Origin of the sequence: Streptomyces virginiae (genome assembly GCF_040638905.1) — a bacterium.
Classification (GTDB): domain Bacteria; phylum Actinomycetota; class Actinomycetes; order Streptomycetales; family Streptomycetaceae; genus Streptomyces; species Streptomyces virginiae_B.
Genome location: NZ_JBEZYV010000011.1, coordinates 198,899 through 216,809, shown reverse-complemented (window position 1 = coordinate 216,809; position 17,911 = coordinate 198,899). Strand labels below are relative to the sequence as shown.

The window sequence follows — 17,911 nt, the reverse complement described above, 5'->3', positions numbered from 1 at the left end:
CCACCTCATCGTCCCCAGGCCGACCGGCCACGGCGTCGCTCAACGGTCCACTGTCTCACTCGTGCCGGACCCCTCGGTGCTTTGCGGTTCGGTGTCCGGGGACTCGTCACTCGGCTGCGTGCTCTCCTCGGCGGCAGCACGGGCCGCGACACGCTTGCGGCTGGCGTACATCTTGATGCCTGCCAGGACCAGGAGGAGCACACCGCCGGCGATCACGAGCATCACGGTGGGAGTGATCTCGGTGGCCTCGACGGTGAACCGGCGTTCCTTGCCGTAGGGGATGCCGTCCTTGGTGAAGAGCTGGGCGGTGACTTCGACGGGCCCGCTCGCGGTGGCGTTGGCGGGGAACTTCACCGTCTGGGTGTGGTCGCCCTGGACGGTGACCTGCTGCTCCGCCTGACCGCTGCCGTTGAACATCAGGCGGGACGGGTTGGCGGACTTCACCCGCAGGACCAGGTCGTGCACGTCCTGCACGAGGCTGTTCTGGACGCTGACCGGGATGGTGGCGCTGTGTCCGGACAGGGTGGCGTCGGACTTGGGGATGACCTTGACCTTCTCGGTGAGACCGATCAGGTACTCCTGCACCTGGTCCCGGTAGAGGCGGGCCTCGTCGGGACGCCCTCGCCAGGAAGTCGACATCTCCCGGTTGACGGTGTTGCCGAAGGGGATCTCCACGCGGTCGGGCGCGGCGAGGATCACCTTGAAATGGTCCAGCGTGTTCTGCGTCGTGCGGATCTTTTCGAAGGCCGACACCGGCAGCTCCTGCTTGCGCAGGTCCTCGGGGTACTGGCCGGCGCCCGGCACCTGGGTGGTGGCGCCCGGGTCGGGCTTGGCGGCGGCCGCCGCTTCCAGGTCCGCGGGCTGCGTCCAGCGGCCCCCCTGGAGGCCGCGTATGGCAGCGGCCATCGTCTGGGCCTGGCTGACCGTGGGCGTCCGCTGCGGAGCCACGACGAAGCTGCGCGGTTCGTCGCTCTTCTGCAGGTTCAGGGCGAGGCTGTGGGCGAGGAACCGCTGCACGGCGAGCGTGGAGCTCCCGGCGTTCAGCATGTCGCCCTCGAACGCGGTGGACAGCTCGGCGTCCGCAACGACAGCAGTGGTGCCGGCGCCGATGGGCCGGGCGGCCGACGGCGTGTAACCGAGGGCGCCGCTCTCGACGAGGCTGTCGCTGCGGGTGAGGACGTTGTGGGCACCGGCCGAGGTGGCGACGTTCACGATCGAAGGATCGATGGCACCGTTCACGGGCCAGGAGAAGTCGGTGGACGCGGGGACGTGCAGGACCGTCTCGACGGCCTGCTTCGCCTTGTCGGTGGCCGGGCGCAGCTGCCCCAGGGTGCCCGAGACGTCCTTGCCGTGGTGGGCGAGGGAGGCGAGGTCGGGGTCGGCGAAGGGCAGGGCGACGACCTTCTTGCCCTGTACGGCCGCTTCCAGGGAGCTCAGCCACTGCTCGGCGACGGCCTTGTTCTTGCCCTGGACGGCCTTCCCGTTGGCGCCGCGGACCCGGTATCCCTTGGTCATCGCGTCGACCGTGTAGAGCAGGTCGGGATCGATGACCCAGGTGATCGGCAGGTCCTTGCCGAGGGTGACCATCTGTTCCAGGCGGCCGCCCGACCGGAGTTCTTCGGCGAGGGAGTCGTCGAGGAAGACCGGCGTCTGGAGCTCGTCGGAGCCGGTCTCCGCCGTGACACGGGTGGTGGAGATCAGCGGCCAGGCGTAGGTGAGCTGGGAGCGCTTGGCGGCGGCCTCCGGCTGCCAGGGCAGGAAGGTCCGCTTGATGCCCAGCACCTGCTCGGAGGGCCGGCTGTCGGTGACCCCGGACAGCGAGACACCGAGCTGGTAGACGCCGTCCTTGTCGAGTTCGAGCTTGTTGACCGGGACGGTGAGGGTGAAGTTGTGGGTGACCTTCGACGGCAGCGAGGCGATCTTCACCGCGTACGCCGGGTCGATCTCGCCGGGATCGGTGCCGGCGCGGAAACCGTTGCGGTCGGCCGTCTCGTCGATGGACGACCGGTCCGTGAGCGCCGGCCCGACCCGCAGGCCGACGTGGGCGTCGGTGATCGTCTCGGATCCGGTGTTGATCACGGTGCCCTGGATGGTGAGGGTGTCACCCTTCACCGGGGCGCTGGGCGCCATGGAGACCAGCTGGACATCGACTGAGGAGGCCTGGACGGCCTCGGCCTGGGGGGCGGGGCCATAGACGAGACCGGCCAGCACGGGGGTCCCGGCGAGCAGGACGATCGCGCGCCGCAGCCATCGGCGCCGGACAGGGGCGGGGGACGCCCCTTGGATGTCTGCCGCCTCGGCCACGCGCTAGCCCGTCCCTAGAAGTGTCAGTGGTCGTCTTTTGTGCGTCCACGAATGGTAACGAGGTGCGCTGTGTGCGAGTGCCGCACCTTGCTCCACATGATCGGTTCAGCCCCGCGGTGGCCGCGTACCGGGGTCGCCGATAAACGGGGCGGTGCCTGGTGGGCCGGGCACGTACCCTTTTCAGTTGTGCCGAACGCCAACGAAGACAACCCCAGTGCCCTGAGTCAGGTGCAGCGCCGCGCGGTCAGTGAACTGCTGGAGGTCGCTCCTGTCGCCGACGAGCTCGGCCGCCGGTTCCAGGAGGCGGGCTTCCGTCTCGCCCTGGTCGGCGGGTCCGTCCGTGATGCGCTGCTCGGGCGTCTCGGTAACGATCTCGACTTCACCACCGACGCCCGCCCCGAGGACGTTCTGAAGATCGTCCGGCCGTGGGCCGACTCGGTCTGGGACGTCGGCATCGCCTTCGGCACCGTCGGGGCCCATAAGAACGCGCGCGTCGGAGACGCTGTCCGGAACTTCCAGATCGAGGTGACGACCTACCGCTCGGAGGCCTACGACCGCACGTCGCGCAAGCCGGAGGTCTCCTACGGCGACTCGATCGCCGAGGACCTCGTGCGCCGTGATTTCACGGTCAACGCCATGGCGCTGGCCCTGCCCGAGCAGGAGTTCATCGACCCGCACGGTGGCCTGGAAGATCTGGCCGCCGGCGTCCTGCGGACCCCCGGAACCCCCGAGGACTCCTTCTCCGACGATCCCCTGCGGATGCTGCGGGCGGCGCGCTTCTCGGCGCAGCTGGACTTCGAGGTCGCCCCGGAGGTCGTGGCGGCGATGAAGGCGATGTCCGAGCGGATCGAGATCGTTTCCGCGGAGCGGGTCCAGGGCGAGCTGAACAAGCTGATCCTTTCCACCAACCCGCGCCGGGGTCTGGGACTGCTGGTGGACACCGGCCTGGCCGACCAGGTGCTGCCCGAGCTGCCCGCGCTGCGACTGGAGAGTGACGAGCACCACCGGCACAAGGACGTCTACGACCACTCGCTGATCGTGCTGGAGCAGGCGATCGCGCTGGAGGAGGACGGCCCGGACCTCGTGCTGCGGCTCGCCGCCCTGCTGCACGACATCGGCAAGCCCCGCACCCGCCGTTTCGAGAGCGACGGCCGGGTCTCCTTCCACCACCACGAGGTGGTCGGCGCGAAGATGACCAAGAAGCGGCTGACCGCGCTGAAGTACTCCAACGACATGATCAAGGACGTGTCCCGGCTGGTCGAGCTGCACCTGCGCTTCCACGGCTACGGGGACGGGGAATGGACGGACTCCGCGGTGCGGCGCTACGTGCGTGACGCCGGGCCGTTGCTGGACCGTCTGCACAAGCTGACCCGGTCCGACTGCACCACCCGCAACAAGCGGAAGGCCAACGCGCTCTCCCGCACCTACGACGGGCTCGAGCAGCGCATCGCACAGCTGCAGGAGCAGGAGGAGCTGGACGCGATCCGGCCCGACCTGGACGGCAACGAGATCATGCGCGTCCTGGACGTGGGCCCGGGGCCGGTGATCGGGAAGGCCTACGCCTTCCTGCTGGAGATGCGGCTCGAGAACGGCCCGATGGGGCATGACGCCGCCGTGATGGCCCTCAAGGAGTGGTGGGCGGCCCAGGCCTGATCTGCGGGTGCGGGCGCCGATGTTTCACGTGAAACATCGGCGCCCGTGGACCGGGGATGGGTGATGTTTCACGTGAAACATCGGCTGCGTCGGGCGAGCAGCACTGCGGTCAGGACGTAGAGGACGCACACGCAGACGAGCAGGACCACGGACTGCCCGTCGGCGGGGAGCATGAGGGCGGCCACCGCTGCCGCCCCGACGAAAGCGACGTTGAACAGCACGTCGTAGACCGAGAACACCCGGCCGCGGTAGTCGTCGTCCACCTGGGACTGCACTTCGGTATCGGTGGAGATCTTGGCGCCCTGGGTGGCCAGGCCGAGGACGAACGCGGCGGCCAGCATCGGCCCCGGGGCGAAGAACAGGCCCAGGGCCGGCACCAGGACGGCGGAGCCCGCGGCGCAGGCGGTGATCCAGCCGAGGGTGCCCAGGCGGCCCACCATCCACGGGGTCACGACGGCGGCCGCGAAGAATCCGGCCCCCGAGGCGCCGACCGCGATGCCCAGGAGCGCGAGTCCCTCGGCTTCGCTGCCGGACCAGGCGTAGCGGCAGAGCATCAGCAGCATGACGAACAGGGCTCCGTAGCAGAACCTCATCATGGTCATCGCGGTGAGCGCCCGGGCCGCCCGGCGCCGGGCGGCGAGGTGCCGGAGGCCTTCGGCCATGCCCCGCACCGTGAGGGCGATGCCTTCGGCCAGCGAGGGATGGGCCTGCCCGGCGGAATGGTCGGGGCCGAGGAGTCCGATGGCCAGGCGCAGGGCAACCAGGGCAGCACAGAGATAGAGACAGGCTCCGAGCAGCACGACGAGGGCATTGGAGCCGGAGGCGAGCAGCCGGACGAGGAAGGCCAGCCCTCCGCCGGCCACGGCCGCGAGGGTTCCCGCGGTGGGGGAGAGCGCGTTCGCCGTGACCAGCTGGTCGGCTCCGACGACGCGGGGCAGTGCGGCGGCCAGGCCGGCCAGTACGAAGCGGTTGACCGCGGTCACGGACAGCGCCGAGGCGTAGAACAGCCAGTCGGGCACGTGCGCGACGATCAGCACGGCGGTGATGCAGGCGAGGAAGGCCCGCAGCAGGTTGCCGTAGAGGAAGACCTGGCGGCGGCGCCAGCGGTCGAGCAGTACCCCGGCGAAGGGGCCGATCACCGAGTAGGGCAGCAGCAGTACCGCCATGGCCGAGGCGATGGCCGCCGGGGAGGTCTGTTTCTCGGGGGAGAAGACGACGTAGGTGGCGAGCGCGACCTGGTACACGCCGTCCGCCGCCTGGGAGAGCAGCCGTACGGCGAGCAGGTTGCGGAAGTCCCTCAGGCGCAGGAGTACGCGCAGATCACGTACGACAGGCATGAGGGAAAGGGTCACATACGCGGAGGGTCCCCGGGCACTTTGCCCGGGGACCCTCCGCGGAAGAACAGCCGAAGCCCAGGTGTCGACCGGACCGGCAGGCTTCGACTAGCGCTCGACCTCGCCCTTGATGAACTTCTCGACGTTGGCCAGGGCCTCGTCGTCGAAGTACTGGACCGGCGGGGACTTCATGAAGTAGCTGGACGCCGACAGGATCGGGCCGCCGATACCGCGGTCCTTGGCGATCTTCGCAGCGCGCAGGGCGTCGATGATGACACCGGCGGAGTTCGGGGAGTCCCACACCTCGAGCTTGTACTCGAGGTTCAGCGGGACGTCGCCGAAGGCGCGGCCCTCAAGACGGACGTAGGCCCACTTGCGGTCGTCGAGCCACGCGACGTAGTCGGACGGGCCGATGTGGACGTTCTTCTCGCCCATCTCACGGTCCGGGATCTGCGAGGTGACGGCCTGCGTCTTGGAGATCTTCTTCGACTCGAGGCGGTCGCGCTCGAGCATGTTCTTGAAGTCCATGTTGCCGCCGACGTTGAGCTGCATGGTGCGCTCAAGACGGACACCGCGGTCCTCGAACAGCTTCGCCATCACGCGGTGCGTGATGGTGGCGCCGACCTGCGACTTGATGTCGTCGCCGACGATCGGGACACCGGCCTCGGTGAACTTGTCGGCCCACTCCTTGGTGCCGGCGATGAAGACCGGGAGGGCGTTGACGAAGGCGACCTTGGCGTCGATGGCGCACTGCGCGTAGAACTTCGCCGCGTCCTCGGAGCCGACGGGCAGGTAGCAGATCAGGACGTCGACCTGGCGGTCCTTGAGGATCTGGACCACGTCGACCGGAGCCTCGGCGGACTCCTCGATCGTCAGGCGGTAGTACTTGCCCAGGCCGTCCAGGGTGTGACCGCGCTGAACGGTGACACCGGTGTTCGGGACGTCGCAGATCTTGATGGTGTTGTTCTCGCTGGCGCCGATGGCGTCCGAAAGGTCGAGGCCGACCTTCTTCGCGTCGACGTCGAACGCGGCGACGAACTCGATGTCACGCACGTGGTAGTCGCCGAACTGGACGTGCATCAGCCCGGGGACCTTGGACGCCGGGTCGGCGTCCTTGTAGTACTCGACGCCCTGCACCAGCGAGGCGGCGCAGTTGCCCACGCCGACGATGGCTACGCGAACCGAACCCATTCCGGTTGCTCCCTGTTTGTTCTCGGACAAGGCCTGCAAGATGCAGTCCTCATTTTTCGGTTTCGTCGGACGGACCTGATCGTCTCCGATCCCGTCCCGCCCGCTCACTCTCGATGAGCTCGTTCAGCCAGCGCACTTCGCGCTCCACGGACTCCATGCCATGCCGCTGCAGCTCAAGCGTGTAGTCGTCGAGGCGCTCCCGCGTTCGGGCGAGTGAGGCGCGCATCTTCTCGAGGCGCTCCTCCAGCCGACTGCGACGGCCCTCCAGTACCCGCATCCGCACGTCTCGTTCGGTCTGGCCGAAGAAGGCGAAGCGGGCGGCGAAGGACTCGTCCTCCCAGGTCTCGGGGCCCGTGTGGGAGAGGAGCTCCTCGAAGTGCTCCTTACCCGCGGCCGTCAACCGGTAGACGATCTTGGCGCGGCGCCCTGCGAGTGAAGCGGCGAGAGCGTCCTCCGGGGCGTTGCCCGGTTCTTCGATCAACCAGCCGTTGGCGACGAGTGTCTTGAGGCAGGGGTAGAGCGTCCCGTAGCTGAAGGCTCTGAACACTCCCAGCGAGGTGTTGAGCCGCTTGCGCAGCTCATAGCCGTGCATGGGGGATTCGCGGAGCAGGCCGAGGACGGCGAACTCGAGGATGCCGGAGCGTCTGCTCATCCGCCTGCCCCCTCCTCCACCCCTGAGTCATTATGTCGAGCTGATGTATCGACTCGATACATCCAGACGATAGAACGGCCCGCCTCCATCGACAAGGGGAGGCATGGTGACCGGCATCACATCACCGTTTCGCACCAGGCAGGTTGCCTGATTTGGGGTGAACTTCGGCACTGGTCGGGTTTTGACCGTGCGTAGTCTGTGCGCCATGACACCGGGGGGAACCGGAATTCACCTGCCGCTTCCAGGCCACTCGCCTGCCCGAGGAGTAGTCGTTCGATGAGCGAGCACCGCCGCAAACCGCCGCAGCCCCAGGGCGGGGGGCGGGCCTCTGCCCGCCGCGCCGCCCAGCAGCGCCCCGGCAGGGGTGCCCCGGCCGGACGTGACGTCCCCACGGCGTCACACAGCGGCCCGTACGCACAGCAGCCCGCCCAGGGCAGTCGCGCCGACGCCCGCCGGGCGGCGCCGAGAGGGTCCTCGGGCCGTGGCAGAGGCGCTGCGGGAAGCGGACGCGGCGCCGGCCGCCCGGACAAGCGGCTCATCAACTACCCGCGGTCCGACCGGGACGGCTGGAAGCGCTTCCTGCCTTCATGGAAGCTGGTCTCCGGTACCGCCCTCGGCTTCTTCGCGGTCATCATCGCCGGTGCCGGCATCGGCATCGCCATGGTGAGCACCCCGGACCCGAACAAGGCGGCCAAGGCGCAGAACAACGTCTTCTACTGGGCCGACGGCACCCAGATGGTGGCGACGGGCGGTTCGATGAACCGGCAGATCGTCCCCATCTCGAGCATCCCCCGGTCCATGAGGGACGCCGTGATCGCGGCGGAGAACGAGTCCTTCGAGACGGACAAGGGCGTGGACCCGATGGGTATCGCCCGCGCCGTCTGGAACATGGGCACGGGCGGCTCCACCCAGGGCGGCTCGACCATCACCCAGCAGTACGTGAAGAACACCTACCTGGACTCCGACCAGACGCTCAAGCGAAAGGTCACCGAGCTCTTCATCGCGATAAGGCTCGGTGTCTCCGAGGAGAAGGACACCGTCCTCGCCGGGTACCTGAACACCGCCTACTACGGCCGGGACGCCTACGGCATCCAGGCCGCGGCCCGCGCCTACTTCGGCAAGGACAGCCAGGACCTGAACCCCTCCGAGTGCGCGTTCCTGGCCGCCGTGCTGAAGGGCCCCAACCTCTACAACCCGGACGGCGGCATCGGCGCCGCCGCCACCCCCGCCCTCAACGAGGACCGCGCGAGGAAGCGCTGGGCCTGGGTGCTGGACCGCGAGGTCGAGGTGGGCCGCATGGAGGCGGCGGAGCGGGCGAAGTACACGGAATTCCCCGCGCGCGTCGAGTCCGAGCAGGCCCGCGGCATGACCGGCCAGATCGGCTATCTGGTCGACACGGCCAAGGCGTACGTGATGAAGACCAAGAGCATCACCGCCGAGCAGATGGCCCTGGGCGGCTACCGGATCAAGACCACCTTCGAGAAGCCCAAGGTGGACGCCATGGTCAAGGCGGTCGAGGACATCCGCGCCGGCCTGATCGACGAGAAGAAGCGCCCCGAGACCGACACCTTCGTACAGTTCGGCGCCGCCTCCGTCGACGTCAAGACCGGCGCGCTCGTCGCCCTGTACGGCGGCCCGGGCTGGGACCAGAAGTACTTCAGCAACAACGCCAACACCAGCGGCGTCCCCGTCGGTTCGACCTGGAAGCCGTACGTGCTGGCGGCGGCCATGGAGTACGGCACCCAGAACTCCAACGGCAAGGGCATCTCGGTCAACAGCAAGTACCAGGCCAACGACCTCACCGTGATCAACAACCGTGAGGGCAGGCCCCTGCGCGACGCGTCGGGCAACCCGTTCCGGCAGAAGAACGAGAGCCCCACCGCCTTCGGGTACGTGACCCTCAACGAGGCGATGGAGAAGTCCATCAACGTCCCGTTCGCCCAGCTCGTCTTCGACGTCGGCCACGACAAGGTCAAGAACGTGGCGAAGGCCACGGGCATCCTCGAGGAGTCGATCAACCCGAACACCGACGCCTCCTTCGCCCTGGGCACCTCGACCCCCAGCGCCATCCGCATGGCCGACTCGTACGCGACCTTCGCCGCCTCCGGCATGCACCGCGAGCCGTACTCCGTGATCGCGGTCGAGAAGAACGGCGAGAAGCTGACCGGCTTCGAGGCCCCCAAGGACCAGCGGGCCATGGACAACGCGGTCGCGGACAACGTCACCAAGGTGCTGGAGAACGTCGTCGAGAACGGCACCGGCAAGAAGGCCAAGAAGCTGGGCCGGCCCGCCGCGGGCAAGACCGGTACCACGGACGAGAACAAGTCGGCGTGGTTCGTCGGCTACACCCCGGAGCTGTCCACCTCCGTGGTCCTCTTCCGCACCGATCCCAACTCGGCGGAGAAGAAGCTCATCTCCATGAAGGGCGTGGGCGACATCCCCTCCCTCCACGGCGGTGACATCCCGGCCGAGATCTGGACCGAGTACATGAGCGAGGCCCTCAAGGGCAAGCCCGTCACAAAGTTCCCCGAGGCCGAGGACATCGGCGTCACGGCCGACTCCGCCGGCGCCCCCTCCCCCACCCCCGTGGCACCCGCGACGCCGTCCACGCCGCCGTCGTCGATCCCGCCGAGCTCCCCGCCGCCGTCCCCGAAGCCTTCCAAGGGCAGCGCCCGGCCGTGCAAGCCGTGGGAGCTGTACTGCGACCCGGACACCACGCGGGGCGGCACCAACGAGGGCACGTCCACCGGCACCGACTCCGGCGTCATCGGCGGGCCCAGCACATCGCCGTCCCCGTCGCCCAGCGGCAGGCCGGGCCGCCCGGGCGGCCTGACCGGATCGACCACCGGTACCACCGTGCCTGACTGATCCGCCCACCGCCCCCGTGAGCCCGGGAAGGCCGTCGCACACACCGTGCGGCGGCCTTCCCCGGTGCCCGGCCCCGTACGGCAGGATGAGCCCCATGACGAAGGTGCACGAGGACCACCCCGTACTGCCCACGCAGCAGGACGAGGTCGCCGCAGCCGGCAGTGAGCTCATCGGCGGCCCGCTCGGCCGCTACGCCCGGCTCGGCGGACACTGGCTGGGACCGGTGCGCGTCGTGGCCCTCATCGCCATCGGAATGTTCGCCCTCGGCATGGTGCAGAAGCTGCCCTGCTACGACTGGGCGTGGTTCCGCGGGGCCACCTCGCAGTACACCCACGCCTGCTACTCCGACATCCCGCACCTGTACGCGGTCCGCGGCTTCGCCGACAACCTGACGCCCTACTTCGACCGGCTGCCCGGCGACATGGAGTACCTGGAGTACCCGGTGCTCACCGGGCTCTTCATGGAGATCGCCTCCTGGCTGACCCCCGGCAGCGGCTCCATGCAGCACCGCGAGCAGATGTACTGGATGGTCAACGCGGGCATGCTGATGGCCTGCGCGGCGGTCATCGCCGTCTGCGTCGCCCGGACACACCGCCGCCGGCCCTGGGACGCCCTGCTCTTCGCCCTCGCGCCCGCCTTCGCGCTGACGGCGACGATCAACTGGGACCTACTGGCCATCGCCCTGACCGCGGCCGGGATGCTGATGTGGTCCCGGGGGCGAACGGTCCTCTTCGGCGTCCTCATCGGCCTGGCCACCGCCGCCAAGCTGTATCCCGTACTGCTGCTCGGCGTCCTGTTCGTGCTGTGCTGGCGGGCCGGCAAGTGGCGCGAGTTCGGCCTGGCCGCCCTGGGAGCGGCCCTGGCCTGGATCACGGTGAACCTCCCCGTCATGCTCCTCGCCTGGGAGGGCTGGACGAAGTTCTACACCTTCAGCCAGGAGCGGCCCATCGACTTCGGCTCCGTATGGCTGCTGATCTCCCAGCGCTCGGGCAACCCCCTGCACGACGCCAACACCTACGCGACCGGGCTGACGCTCCTGCTCTGCGGGGCCATCGGACTGCTCACCCTGACCGCCCCCCGCCGCCCCCGCTTCGCCCAGCTGGCCTTCCTCGTCGTCGCCGCCTTCATCCTCTGCAACAAGGTCTACTCACCGCAGTACGTGCTGTGGCTCATCCCGCTCGCCGCGCTGGCCCGGCCGCGCTGGAGGGACTTCCTGATCTGGCAGGCCGGCGAGGTCGCCTACTTCCTCGGGATCTGGTCCTACCTCGCGTACATCAACAGCGGGGACAAGCACCAGGGCCTGCCCGTGGAGGGCTACCAGCTGGCGATCGCCGCCCACCTGCTGACCACGCTCTACCTGTGCGCCGTCATCGTCCGCGACATCCTCCTCCCGGAGCGCGACGCCGTCCGCCAGGGCGGCTCGGACGACCCCTCCGGGGGTGTACTGGACGGGGCCGAGGACGTGTTCGTGCTGTCGGACGCAGCGAGGGCGCCGCGGTACGCGACGCCCTCGGAGGGACAGCGGGTCGACTGGGGCACCGGCCCCAGGGACTGAGCGGGACGGCTCAGGCGTCGAGCACCCGGTCGAACTGCGTGGTGGTGTGGCGCAGGTGCGCCACCAGCTCGTCGCCGACCTTCGGCTCGGTCGCGTCGGCGGGCACGAACAGGATCGACACCTGCATGTGCGGCGGCTCGGCGAACCAGCGCTGCTTGCCCGCCCACACGAATGGCGACAGGTTCCTGTTGACCGTGGCCAGACCCGCCCGGGCGACCCCCTTGGCGCGCGGCATCACACCGTGCAGCGCCTTCGGGGCCTCCAGACCCACACCGTGCGAGGTACCGCCGGCGACCACGACCAGCCAGCCGTCGGACGCGGCCTTCTGCTGGCGGTACCCGAAGCGGTCTCCCTTGGCCACGCGGGTCACGTCGAGCACCGAGCCGCGGTACTGGGTCGCCTCGTGGTCGCCCAGCCACAGCCGGGTGCCGATCCGGGCGCGGAAGCGGGTCTGCGGGAACTGCTGCTGGAGCCGTGCCAGCTCCTCGGCCCGCAGGTGGCTGACGAACATGGTGTGCAGCGGCAGCCGGGCAGCGCGCAGCCGGTCCATCCAGCCGATGACCTCCTCCACGGCGTCCGAGCCGTCGGGGCGGTCCAGGGGCAGGTGCAGGGCGAAGCCCTCCAGCCGTACGTCCTCGATCGCGCCGTGCAGCTGGCCCAGGTCCTGCTCGGAGATTCCGTGGCGGCGCATCGAGCTCATGCACTCGATGACCACACGGGCGCCGACCAGGCTGCGGACCCCGTCCAGCGAGGACACCGAGCGGATGACCCGGTCCGGCAGCGGTACAGGCTCCTCGCCCCGGCGGAACGGGGTGAGGACGAGAAGGTCGCCGCCGAACAGGTCCTTGATGCCGGCGGCCTCGTACGTCGTTCCGACGGCGAGTACGTCGGCGCCCATCCGGGTCGCCTCCTCGCACAACCGCTCGTGGCCGAAGCCGTAACCGTTGCCCTTGCAGACCGGGACCATCCCGGGGAACTGGTCCTGGACCTGCTTCTGGTGCGCACGCCAGCGCGCGGTGTCGACGTAGAGCGTGAGCGCCATGCCCGTCCGGGACCTCTCCTGGGAAGCTGCGCGGTGCAGCGGGACTGTGTGGGGGAAAGCGGGTGGATCCGGGTCAGCGCCGCGACATGTAGATGTCGAGCGCCTTGTGCAGCACCTTGTTCAGCGGGAAGTCCCATTCGCCGACGTACTCGACGGCTTCGCCGCCCGTACCGACCTTGAACTGGATCAAACCGAACAGGTGGTCGTTCTCGTCCAGCGTGTCAGAAATTCCGCGCAGGTCGTAGACGCTCGCACCGAGTGCGTACGCGTCGCGCAGCATGCGCCACTGCATCGCGTTCGAAGGCCGGACCTCGCGCTTGTGGTTGGCGGAGGCGCCGTAGGAGTACCAGACGTGCTGGCCGACGGTGAGCATCGTCGCGGCGGCCAGCGGCTCGCCCTCGTGCGTGGCGATGTACAGGCGCATCCGGTTGGGGTCCTCGGAGTTGAGGGCCGTCCACTGGCGCTGGAAGTAGCTGAGGGGGCGCGGGCGGAACTTGTCGCGCTCGGCGGTGATCTCGTAGAGGTGCTGCCAGGTCGGCAGGTCGTCGTAGCCGCCCTGGACGACCTCGACGCCGGCCTTCTCCGCCTTCTTGATATTGCGGCGCCACAGCTGGTTGAAGCCCTTGAGGACATCGTCCAGCGAGCGGTTGGCGAGCGGGACCTGGAAGACGTAGCGGGGCTGGACGTCGCCGAAGCCGGCGCCGCCGTCCTCCGCCTGCTGCCAGCCCATGCGGCGCAGCTTGTCGGAGACCTCGAAGGCGCGCGGCTCGATGACCGAAGCCTCCACGTCGCGCAGACGCTTCACGTTCGGGTCCTGGATGCCGGCCTTGATGGCGGCCGAGTTCCAGCGGCGGATGACGACGGGCGGGCCCATCTTCACGGTGAAGGCGCCCTGCTGCTTGAGGTGGGCCAGCATCGGCTGGAGCCACTCCTCCAGGTTCGGGGCGTACCAGTTGATGACCGGCCCCTCGGGGAGGTACGCGAGGTAGCGCTTCACCTTGGGCAGCTGCCGGTACAACACGAGTGCCGCTCCGACGAGTTCCTCGGACTCGTTGAACCAACCGAGGTTCTCGGAACGCCACTCGTTCTTGACGTCGGCCCACGCCGGGACCTGGCAGTGGCTCGCCGAGGGCAGGCTCTGGAGGTAACCCAGATGCTGCTCTCGGCTGATGGTCCTCAGGGACAGGCTCATGCGGGGCGTCTCCTCGGCGGCTTCGCTGGCTATGGCGCGAAGCCTACTGCGACAGGGGCGCCACCCTTCTGGGGGACGGGCCGTGGGTCCGGGCCGGAGTGTGGCCGGCGCCCTGCCGAGGAGGTGTCCCGGGCAGCCCCGTCAGCCCCCGAAGAGGCCGCCGTGGAACATGCCGAGGTAGAAGCCGATGGCAGACGCGCCAAGGCCGATGATCAGCGCGAAGCGCTCGCGTGTCGTGACGGAGACGAACTGTCCGTACGCGCCCGTCAGGATTCCGATCAGCCCGGCCCACGAGCTGATCAGGTGGAGGCTGTGGAAGAAGGCCGTGATGAACGCCACGGCGCCGAGGGTCAGAGTGACCGCCATCAGGGCGTCCTGCAGCGGGTGGGGCTTTCCGTCGGTGGAGAGCAGGGAGATCTGAGGGGGCCGCATTGCCTGTGCCATCGGAAGGCACCTCCTGGCTGAAGCTGGCGGTGCTGCGGGCTGCCTCCGGCAGGGGGCCGGGGCATAGCACCGAGCACACCCGATGGATACAGATTGTGGCCCTCTCCTGCCGGATTTCAACCGGAAGGACGCGAGCAGGTAGTCTGTACAGCTGCGCGGTGTCTGCTCTTGGGACGCCGTGCTCACGCATCACGACCCTCCTGCCACGGAACGACCGTGGCCGCTGAGTCCAAAGGAGGTGGGTTCCACATGCGTCACTACGAAGTGATGGTCATCCTCGACCCCGATCTCGAGGAGCGCGCTGTCTCCCCGCTGATCGAGAACTTCCTCTCCGTCGTCCGTGAGGGCAATGGAAAGGTCGAGAAGGTCGACACCTGGGGCCGTCGTCGTCTCGCTTACGAGATCAAGAAGAAGCCCGAGGGCATCTACTCGGTCATCGACCTCCAGGCCGAGCCTGCGGTCGTCAAGGAGCTTGACCGACAGATGAACCTGAACGAGTCGGTTCTCCGGACCAAGGTCCTTCGCCCCGAGACCCACTGAACTTCGGTTCAGCGGTAATCGGGATCGAGTAGCACAGCAGCCCAGCAGCAATCCCCGCCGAGAGGTTCATCCATGGCAGGCGAGACCGTCATCACGGTCGTCGGCAATCTCGTCGACGACCCCGAGCTGCGCTTCACCCCCTCGGGTGCGGCGGTCGCGAAGTTCCGTGTCGCGTCCACCCCCCGCACCTTCGACCGTCAGACCAATGAGTGGAAGGACGGCGAAAGCCTGTTCCTGACCTGCTCGGTGTGGCGGCAGGCGGCGGAGAACGTCGCCGAGTCCCTCCAGCGAGGCATGCGCGTCATCGTGCAGGGCCGGCTGAGGCAGCGGTCGTACGAGGACCGTGAGGGTGTCAAGCGCACGGTCTACGAGCTGGACGTCGAGGAAGTCGGCCCCAGCCTGAAGAACGCCACGGCCAAGGTCACCAAGACCACCGGTCGCGGTGGCCAGGGCGGATACGGCGGCGGCGGCGGTCAGCAGCAGGGTGGCGGCGGTGGCTGGGGCGGAGCCCCCAGCGGCGGCGGCCAGCAGGGCGGCGGAGCTCCCTCCGACGACCCGTGGGCGTCCAGCGCGCCGGCCGGTGGCCAGCAGCAGGGCGGCGGCGGGGGCGGTTGGGGCGGAAGCTCCAGCGGCTCCGGCGGTGGCTACTCGGACGAGCCGCCCTTCTAGGGCAGCTCCATCCAAACTTCTTGATCACACAGGAGAGACACAATGGCGAAGCCGCCTGTGCGCAAGCCTAAGAAGAAGGTCTGCGCGTTCTGCAAGGACAAGACCGCGTACGTGGACTACAAGGACACGAACATGCTGCGGAAGTTCATTTCCGACCGTGGCAAGATCCGTGCCCGCCGCGTAACCGGCAACTGCACGCAGCACCAGCGTGACGTCGCCACGGCCGTGAAGAACAGCCGTGAGATGGCGCTGCTGCCCTACACGTCCACCGCGCGATAAGGAAAGGGTGACCGACTAATGAAGATCATCCTGACCCACGAGGTCTCTGGCCTCGGTGCCGCCGGCGATGTCGTCGACGTCAAGGACGGTTACGCTCGCAACTACCTGGTCCCGCGTGGTTTCGCGATCCGCTGGACCAAGGGTGGCGAGAAGGACGTGGCGCAGATCCGCCGCGCCCGCAAGATCCACGAGATTGCGACCATCGAGCAGGCCAACGAGGTCAAGGCCAAGCTCGAGGGTGTGAAGGTCCGTCTGGCCACCCGCGCGGGTGACGCCGGTCGTCTCTTCGGCTCCGTGACCCCGGCCGACATCGCCACGGCGATCGAGGCTTCCGGTGGCCCGAAGGTCGACAAGCGCCGCGTTGAGCTGGGCTCCCCGATCAAGACCCTCGGTTCGTACCAGGTCTCCGTGCGTCTGCACGCCGACGTGGCCGCGAACGTGGGCGTCGAGGTCGTCGCCGCCTAAGGGCTGCACGTGAAGGGCCGCACCCGATGGGGTGCGGCCCTTCGCCGTTTCCCGGGCTTTCCGGGCAGGGGCGCCGGGGTGTTTCACGTGAAACACCCCGGCGCCGAGGCATGTTTCACGTGAAACACCTACCGGGTGGCTCCCGCGATCGCCCATCGGCCGGAACGGGCACGCAGCTGAAGGGTGACCATCCGGACCAGCATCATCAGGGTCATGGCCCACCAGAGCATCGTCAGCCCGCCGCCCAGGGCCGGGACGAGCAGGGCGACCGGGCTGAAGGCGGCAAGCGTCACGAGCATGGCCCTGGCGAGGTAGCGGCCGTCGCCCGCGCCCATGAGGACCCCGTCCAGTACGAAGACGATGCCGGACACGGGCTGGGAGAGGGCCACCACGAGCAGGGCGGGCAGCAGGGCGTTCTCGACAGCCGGGTCGCTCGTGAACAGCGGGATGAAGACCGGGCGGGCCAGGACCACCAACAGGCCGAGCACGATGCCCGTCGTGATGCCCCACTGCACCATCCTGCGGCAGACGGCCTTCGCGCCGTCCGTGTCGCCCGAGCCCAGGTAGCGGCCGATGATCGCCTGCCCGGCGATCGCGATGGCGTCCAGAGCGAAGGCGAGCAGGCTCCACAGGGAGAGCAGGATCTGGTGGGCCGCGATGTCGGCGTCGCCGAGCCGGGCGGCCACGGCGGTCGCGATCATCAGAATGGCGCGCAGGGACAGGGTGCGGACCAGCAACGGAGCCCCGGCCCGGGCACAGGCGCGTATCCCGGCGGTATCGGGACGCAGGGAGGCGCCATGCCGTCGGGCCCCGCGTACGACCACGGAGAGGTAGGCGGCGGCCATGGCGCACTGCGCGAGGACCGTGCCCCAGGCGGAGCCGGCGATGCCCAGGCCCGCACCGTAGACGAGCGCGACGTTCAGGCCCGCGTTGAGGGCGAAGCCGCCGATCGCGACGTAGAGCGGTGTACGGGTGTCCTGGAGGCCCCGGATTACGCCGGTGGCCGCCAAGACCACGAGCATCGCGGGGATGCCGAGGGCGGAGATGCGCAGATAGGTGATCGCGTGCGGGGCGACGCTGTCGGAGGCGCCGAAGAGGGAGATCAGCGAGGGTGCGGCGGGCAGCACCACGGCGATGACGGCCACGCCGAGCAGCAGGGCCAGCCAGATTCCGTCCATGCCCTGCCGGATGGCGGCCGGCAGGTCTCCTGCGCCGACCCGGCGGGCGACAGCCGCGGTAGTGGCGTAGGCGAGGAAGACGAAGACGCTCACAGCAGTGGTGAGCAGGGCGGCGGCGATGCCGAGGCCGGCCAGCTGCGGGGTCCCGAGGTGTCCCACGATGGCGCTGTCGGCCATCACGAAGAGGGGCTCGGCGACGAGGGCGCCGAAGGCGGGAACAGCGAGAGTGAAGATCTCTCGGTCGTGCCGTCTCGGCCCCGCCGCGGGTGCTGTGAGGGCCTGTGTCATGCGCCCCGTCCAATCTTCCACAGGTAATGGATGCAACCATACCTGGCGCCTTACCGACGCGCTGACTTGCGGGTTCTCCACGCCTCGTTGGAGGCGTTCTCGAGAGCGCGCCGAACAATTTTCGCGCCCACCGTCGGTGGGCGAGGAAACCGCAGGTCAGATGGGGTGGCGGGGGGTCTCGGGTGATTTTGTCCACAGCGTCGTCCCCCGGTCCGTGCACAGCTTCCGGGGAGTTACCCACAGCATTGGCGCCGTCA

Annotated in this window: 15 protein-coding genes; 7 read left to right on the top strand and 8 right to left on the bottom strand. The window is 68.8% G+C overall.

Features of this window, described 5'->3' with window-relative positions; genetic code table 11:
- Positions 1-39 precede the first annotated feature (39 nt).
- On the bottom strand, positions 40-2,304 hold the full coding sequence (locus AB0F82_RS18500) for a DUF6049 family protein (protein ID WP_356811289.1): 2,265 nt from the start codon (positions 2,302-2,304) through the stop codon (positions 40-42).
- Positions 2,305-2,490: 186 nt separating this feature from the next.
- On the opposite strand from AB0F82_RS18500, the gene AB0F82_RS18495 reads away from it, so the two are divergent.
- A complete protein-coding gene (locus AB0F82_RS18495) occupies positions 2,491-3,957 on the top strand; it encodes a CCA tRNA nucleotidyltransferase (RefSeq protein ID WP_362628744.1) in 1,467 nt (488 codons plus the stop codon).
- A gap of 68 nt (positions 3,958-4,025) precedes the next feature.
- On the opposite strand, the gene AB0F82_RS18490 is transcribed toward AB0F82_RS18495, so the two are convergent.
- The 3 genes from AB0F82_RS18490 to AB0F82_RS18480 all read right to left on the bottom strand — a co-directional run bounded on the left by AB0F82_RS18490 (position 4,026) and on the right by AB0F82_RS18480 (position 7,134).
- Entirely contained in the window at positions 4,026-5,294 is a 1,269-nt protein-coding gene (locus AB0F82_RS18490) for an MFS transporter (RefSeq protein WP_362628741.1), read from the bottom strand.
- A gap of 105 nt (positions 5,295-5,399) precedes the next feature.
- Positions 5,400-6,482, bottom strand: a complete 1,083-nt coding sequence (locus tag AB0F82_RS18485) for an inositol-3-phosphate synthase (RefSeq protein ID WP_356811292.1) — start codon at positions 6,480-6,482, stop codon at positions 5,400-5,402.
- 49 nt (positions 6,483-6,531) lie between these two features.
- A complete protein-coding gene (locus AB0F82_RS18480) occupies positions 6,532-7,134 on the bottom strand; it encodes a PadR family transcriptional regulator (protein WP_030025751.1) in 603 nt (200 codons plus the stop codon).
- A 276-nt stretch (positions 7,135-7,410) separates the two neighbouring features.
- Here AB0F82_RS18480 and AB0F82_RS18475 point away from each other — a divergent pair, with 276 nt between their 5' ends.
- Both AB0F82_RS18475 and AB0F82_RS18470 read left to right on the top strand, forming a co-directional pair.
- Positions 7,411-10,002 (top strand): transglycosylase domain-containing protein, encoded by a 2,592-nt coding sequence (locus tag AB0F82_RS18475; RefSeq protein ID WP_362628737.1) that lies wholly within the window; start codon positions 7,411-7,413, stop codon positions 10,000-10,002.
- A gap of 94 nt (positions 10,003-10,096) precedes the next feature.
- Positions 10,097-11,557: a glycosyltransferase family 87 protein gene (locus tag AB0F82_RS18470; RefSeq protein WP_362628734.1), complete on the top strand. Its 1,461-nt coding sequence runs from the start codon at positions 10,097-10,099 to the stop codon at positions 11,555-11,557.
- A 10-nt stretch (positions 11,558-11,567) separates the two neighbouring features.
- Here AB0F82_RS18470 and AB0F82_RS18465 read toward each other — a convergent pair whose 3' ends face one another.
- The 3 genes from AB0F82_RS18465 to AB0F82_RS18455 form a co-directional block, all read right to left on the bottom strand.
- Positions 11,568-12,599 carry an alanine racemase gene (locus AB0F82_RS18465; RefSeq protein ID WP_362628731.1) on the bottom strand — a complete coding sequence of 344 codons (1,032 nt, stop codon included), beginning with the start codon at positions 12,597-12,599 and terminating at the stop codon, positions 11,568-11,570.
- A 73-nt stretch (positions 12,600-12,672) separates the two neighbouring features.
- Positions 12,673-13,791: a lipid II:glycine glycyltransferase FemX gene (locus AB0F82_RS18460; protein WP_030025757.1), complete on the bottom strand. Its 1,119-nt coding sequence runs from the start codon at positions 13,789-13,791 to the stop codon at positions 12,673-12,675.
- 141 nt (positions 13,792-13,932) lie between these two features.
- A complete protein-coding gene (locus tag AB0F82_RS18455; protein ID WP_356811296.1) occupies positions 13,933-14,235 on the bottom strand; it encodes a hypothetical protein in 303 nt (100 codons plus the stop codon).
- A 249-nt stretch (positions 14,236-14,484) separates the two neighbouring features.
- On the opposite strand from AB0F82_RS18455, the gene rpsF reads away from it, so the two are divergent.
- The 4 genes from rpsF (at position 14,485) to rplI (ending at position 16,188) form a co-directional block, all read left to right on the top strand.
- Positions 14,485-14,775: a 30S ribosomal protein S6 gene (gene rpsF, locus AB0F82_RS18450; RefSeq protein ID WP_004950685.1), complete on the top strand. Its 291-nt coding sequence runs from the start codon at positions 14,485-14,487 to the stop codon at positions 14,773-14,775.
- Between the two features lie 72 nt (positions 14,776-14,847).
- Positions 14,848-15,444 (top strand): single-stranded DNA-binding protein, encoded by a 597-nt coding sequence (locus tag AB0F82_RS18445; RefSeq protein ID WP_362628726.1) that lies wholly within the window; start codon positions 14,848-14,850, stop codon positions 15,442-15,444.
- Between the two features lie 42 nt (positions 15,445-15,486).
- Entirely contained in the window at positions 15,487-15,723 is a 237-nt protein-coding gene (gene rpsR, locus AB0F82_RS18440) for a 30S ribosomal protein S18 (protein ID WP_005315025.1), read from the top strand.
- 18 nt (positions 15,724-15,741) lie between these two features.
- Positions 15,742-16,188: a 50S ribosomal protein L9 gene (gene rplI / locus AB0F82_RS18435; protein WP_356811298.1), complete on the top strand. Its 447-nt coding sequence runs from the start codon at positions 15,742-15,744 to the stop codon at positions 16,186-16,188.
- 128 nt (positions 16,189-16,316) lie between these two features.
- On the opposite strand, the gene AB0F82_RS18430 is transcribed toward rplI, so the two are convergent.
- Positions 16,317-17,654 carry an MATE family efflux transporter gene (locus AB0F82_RS18430; RefSeq protein ID WP_362628722.1) on the bottom strand — a complete coding sequence of 446 codons (1,338 nt, stop codon included), beginning with the start codon at positions 17,652-17,654 and terminating at the stop codon, positions 16,317-16,319.
- Positions 17,655-17,911: the final 257 nt, after the last annotated feature.

Excerpts from the sequence above, each read along its gene's own strand:
- AB0F82_RS18490 (WP_362628741.1), bottom strand. The coding sequence starts at position 5,294 with ATGCCTGTCGTACGTGATCTGCGCGTACTCCTGCGCCTGAGGGACTTC.
- AB0F82_RS18485 (WP_356811292.1), bottom strand. The coding sequence starts at position 6,482 with ATGGGTTCGGTTCGCGTAGCCATCGTCGGCGTGGGCAACTGCGCCGCC.
- AB0F82_RS18480 (WP_030025751.1), bottom strand. The coding sequence starts at position 7,134 with ATGAGCAGACGCTCCGGCATCCTCGAGTTCGCCGTCCTCGGCCTGCTC.
- AB0F82_RS18475 (WP_362628737.1), top strand. The coding sequence starts at position 7,411 with ATGAGCGAGCACCGCCGCAAACCGCCGCAGCCCCAGGGCGGGGGGCGG.
- AB0F82_RS18470 (WP_362628734.1), top strand. The coding sequence starts at position 10,097 with ATGACGAAGGTGCACGAGGACCACCCCGTACTGCCCACGCAGCAGGAC.
- AB0F82_RS18465 (WP_362628731.1), bottom strand. The coding sequence starts at position 12,599 with ATGGCGCTCACGCTCTACGTCGACACCGCGCGCTGGCGTGCGCACCAG.
- AB0F82_RS18460 (WP_030025757.1), bottom strand. The coding sequence starts at position 13,791 with ATGAGCCTGTCCCTGAGGACCATCAGCCGAGAGCAGCATCTGGGTTAC.
- AB0F82_RS18455 (WP_356811296.1), bottom strand. The coding sequence starts at position 14,235 with ATGGCACAGGCAATGCGGCCCCCTCAGATCTCCCTGCTCTCCACCGAC.
- rpsF (WP_004950685.1), top strand. The coding sequence starts at position 14,485 with ATGCGTCACTACGAAGTGATGGTCATCCTCGACCCCGATCTCGAGGAG.
- AB0F82_RS18445 (WP_362628726.1), top strand. The coding sequence starts at position 14,848 with ATGGCAGGCGAGACCGTCATCACGGTCGTCGGCAATCTCGTCGACGAC.
- rpsR (WP_005315025.1), top strand. The coding sequence starts at position 15,487 with ATGGCGAAGCCGCCTGTGCGCAAGCCTAAGAAGAAGGTCTGCGCGTTC.
- rplI (WP_356811298.1), top strand. The coding sequence starts at position 15,742 with ATGAAGATCATCCTGACCCACGAGGTCTCTGGCCTCGGTGCCGCCGGC.
- AB0F82_RS18430 (WP_362628722.1), bottom strand. The coding sequence starts at position 17,654 with ATGACACAGGCCCTCACAGCACCCGCGGCGGGGCCGAGACGGCACGAC.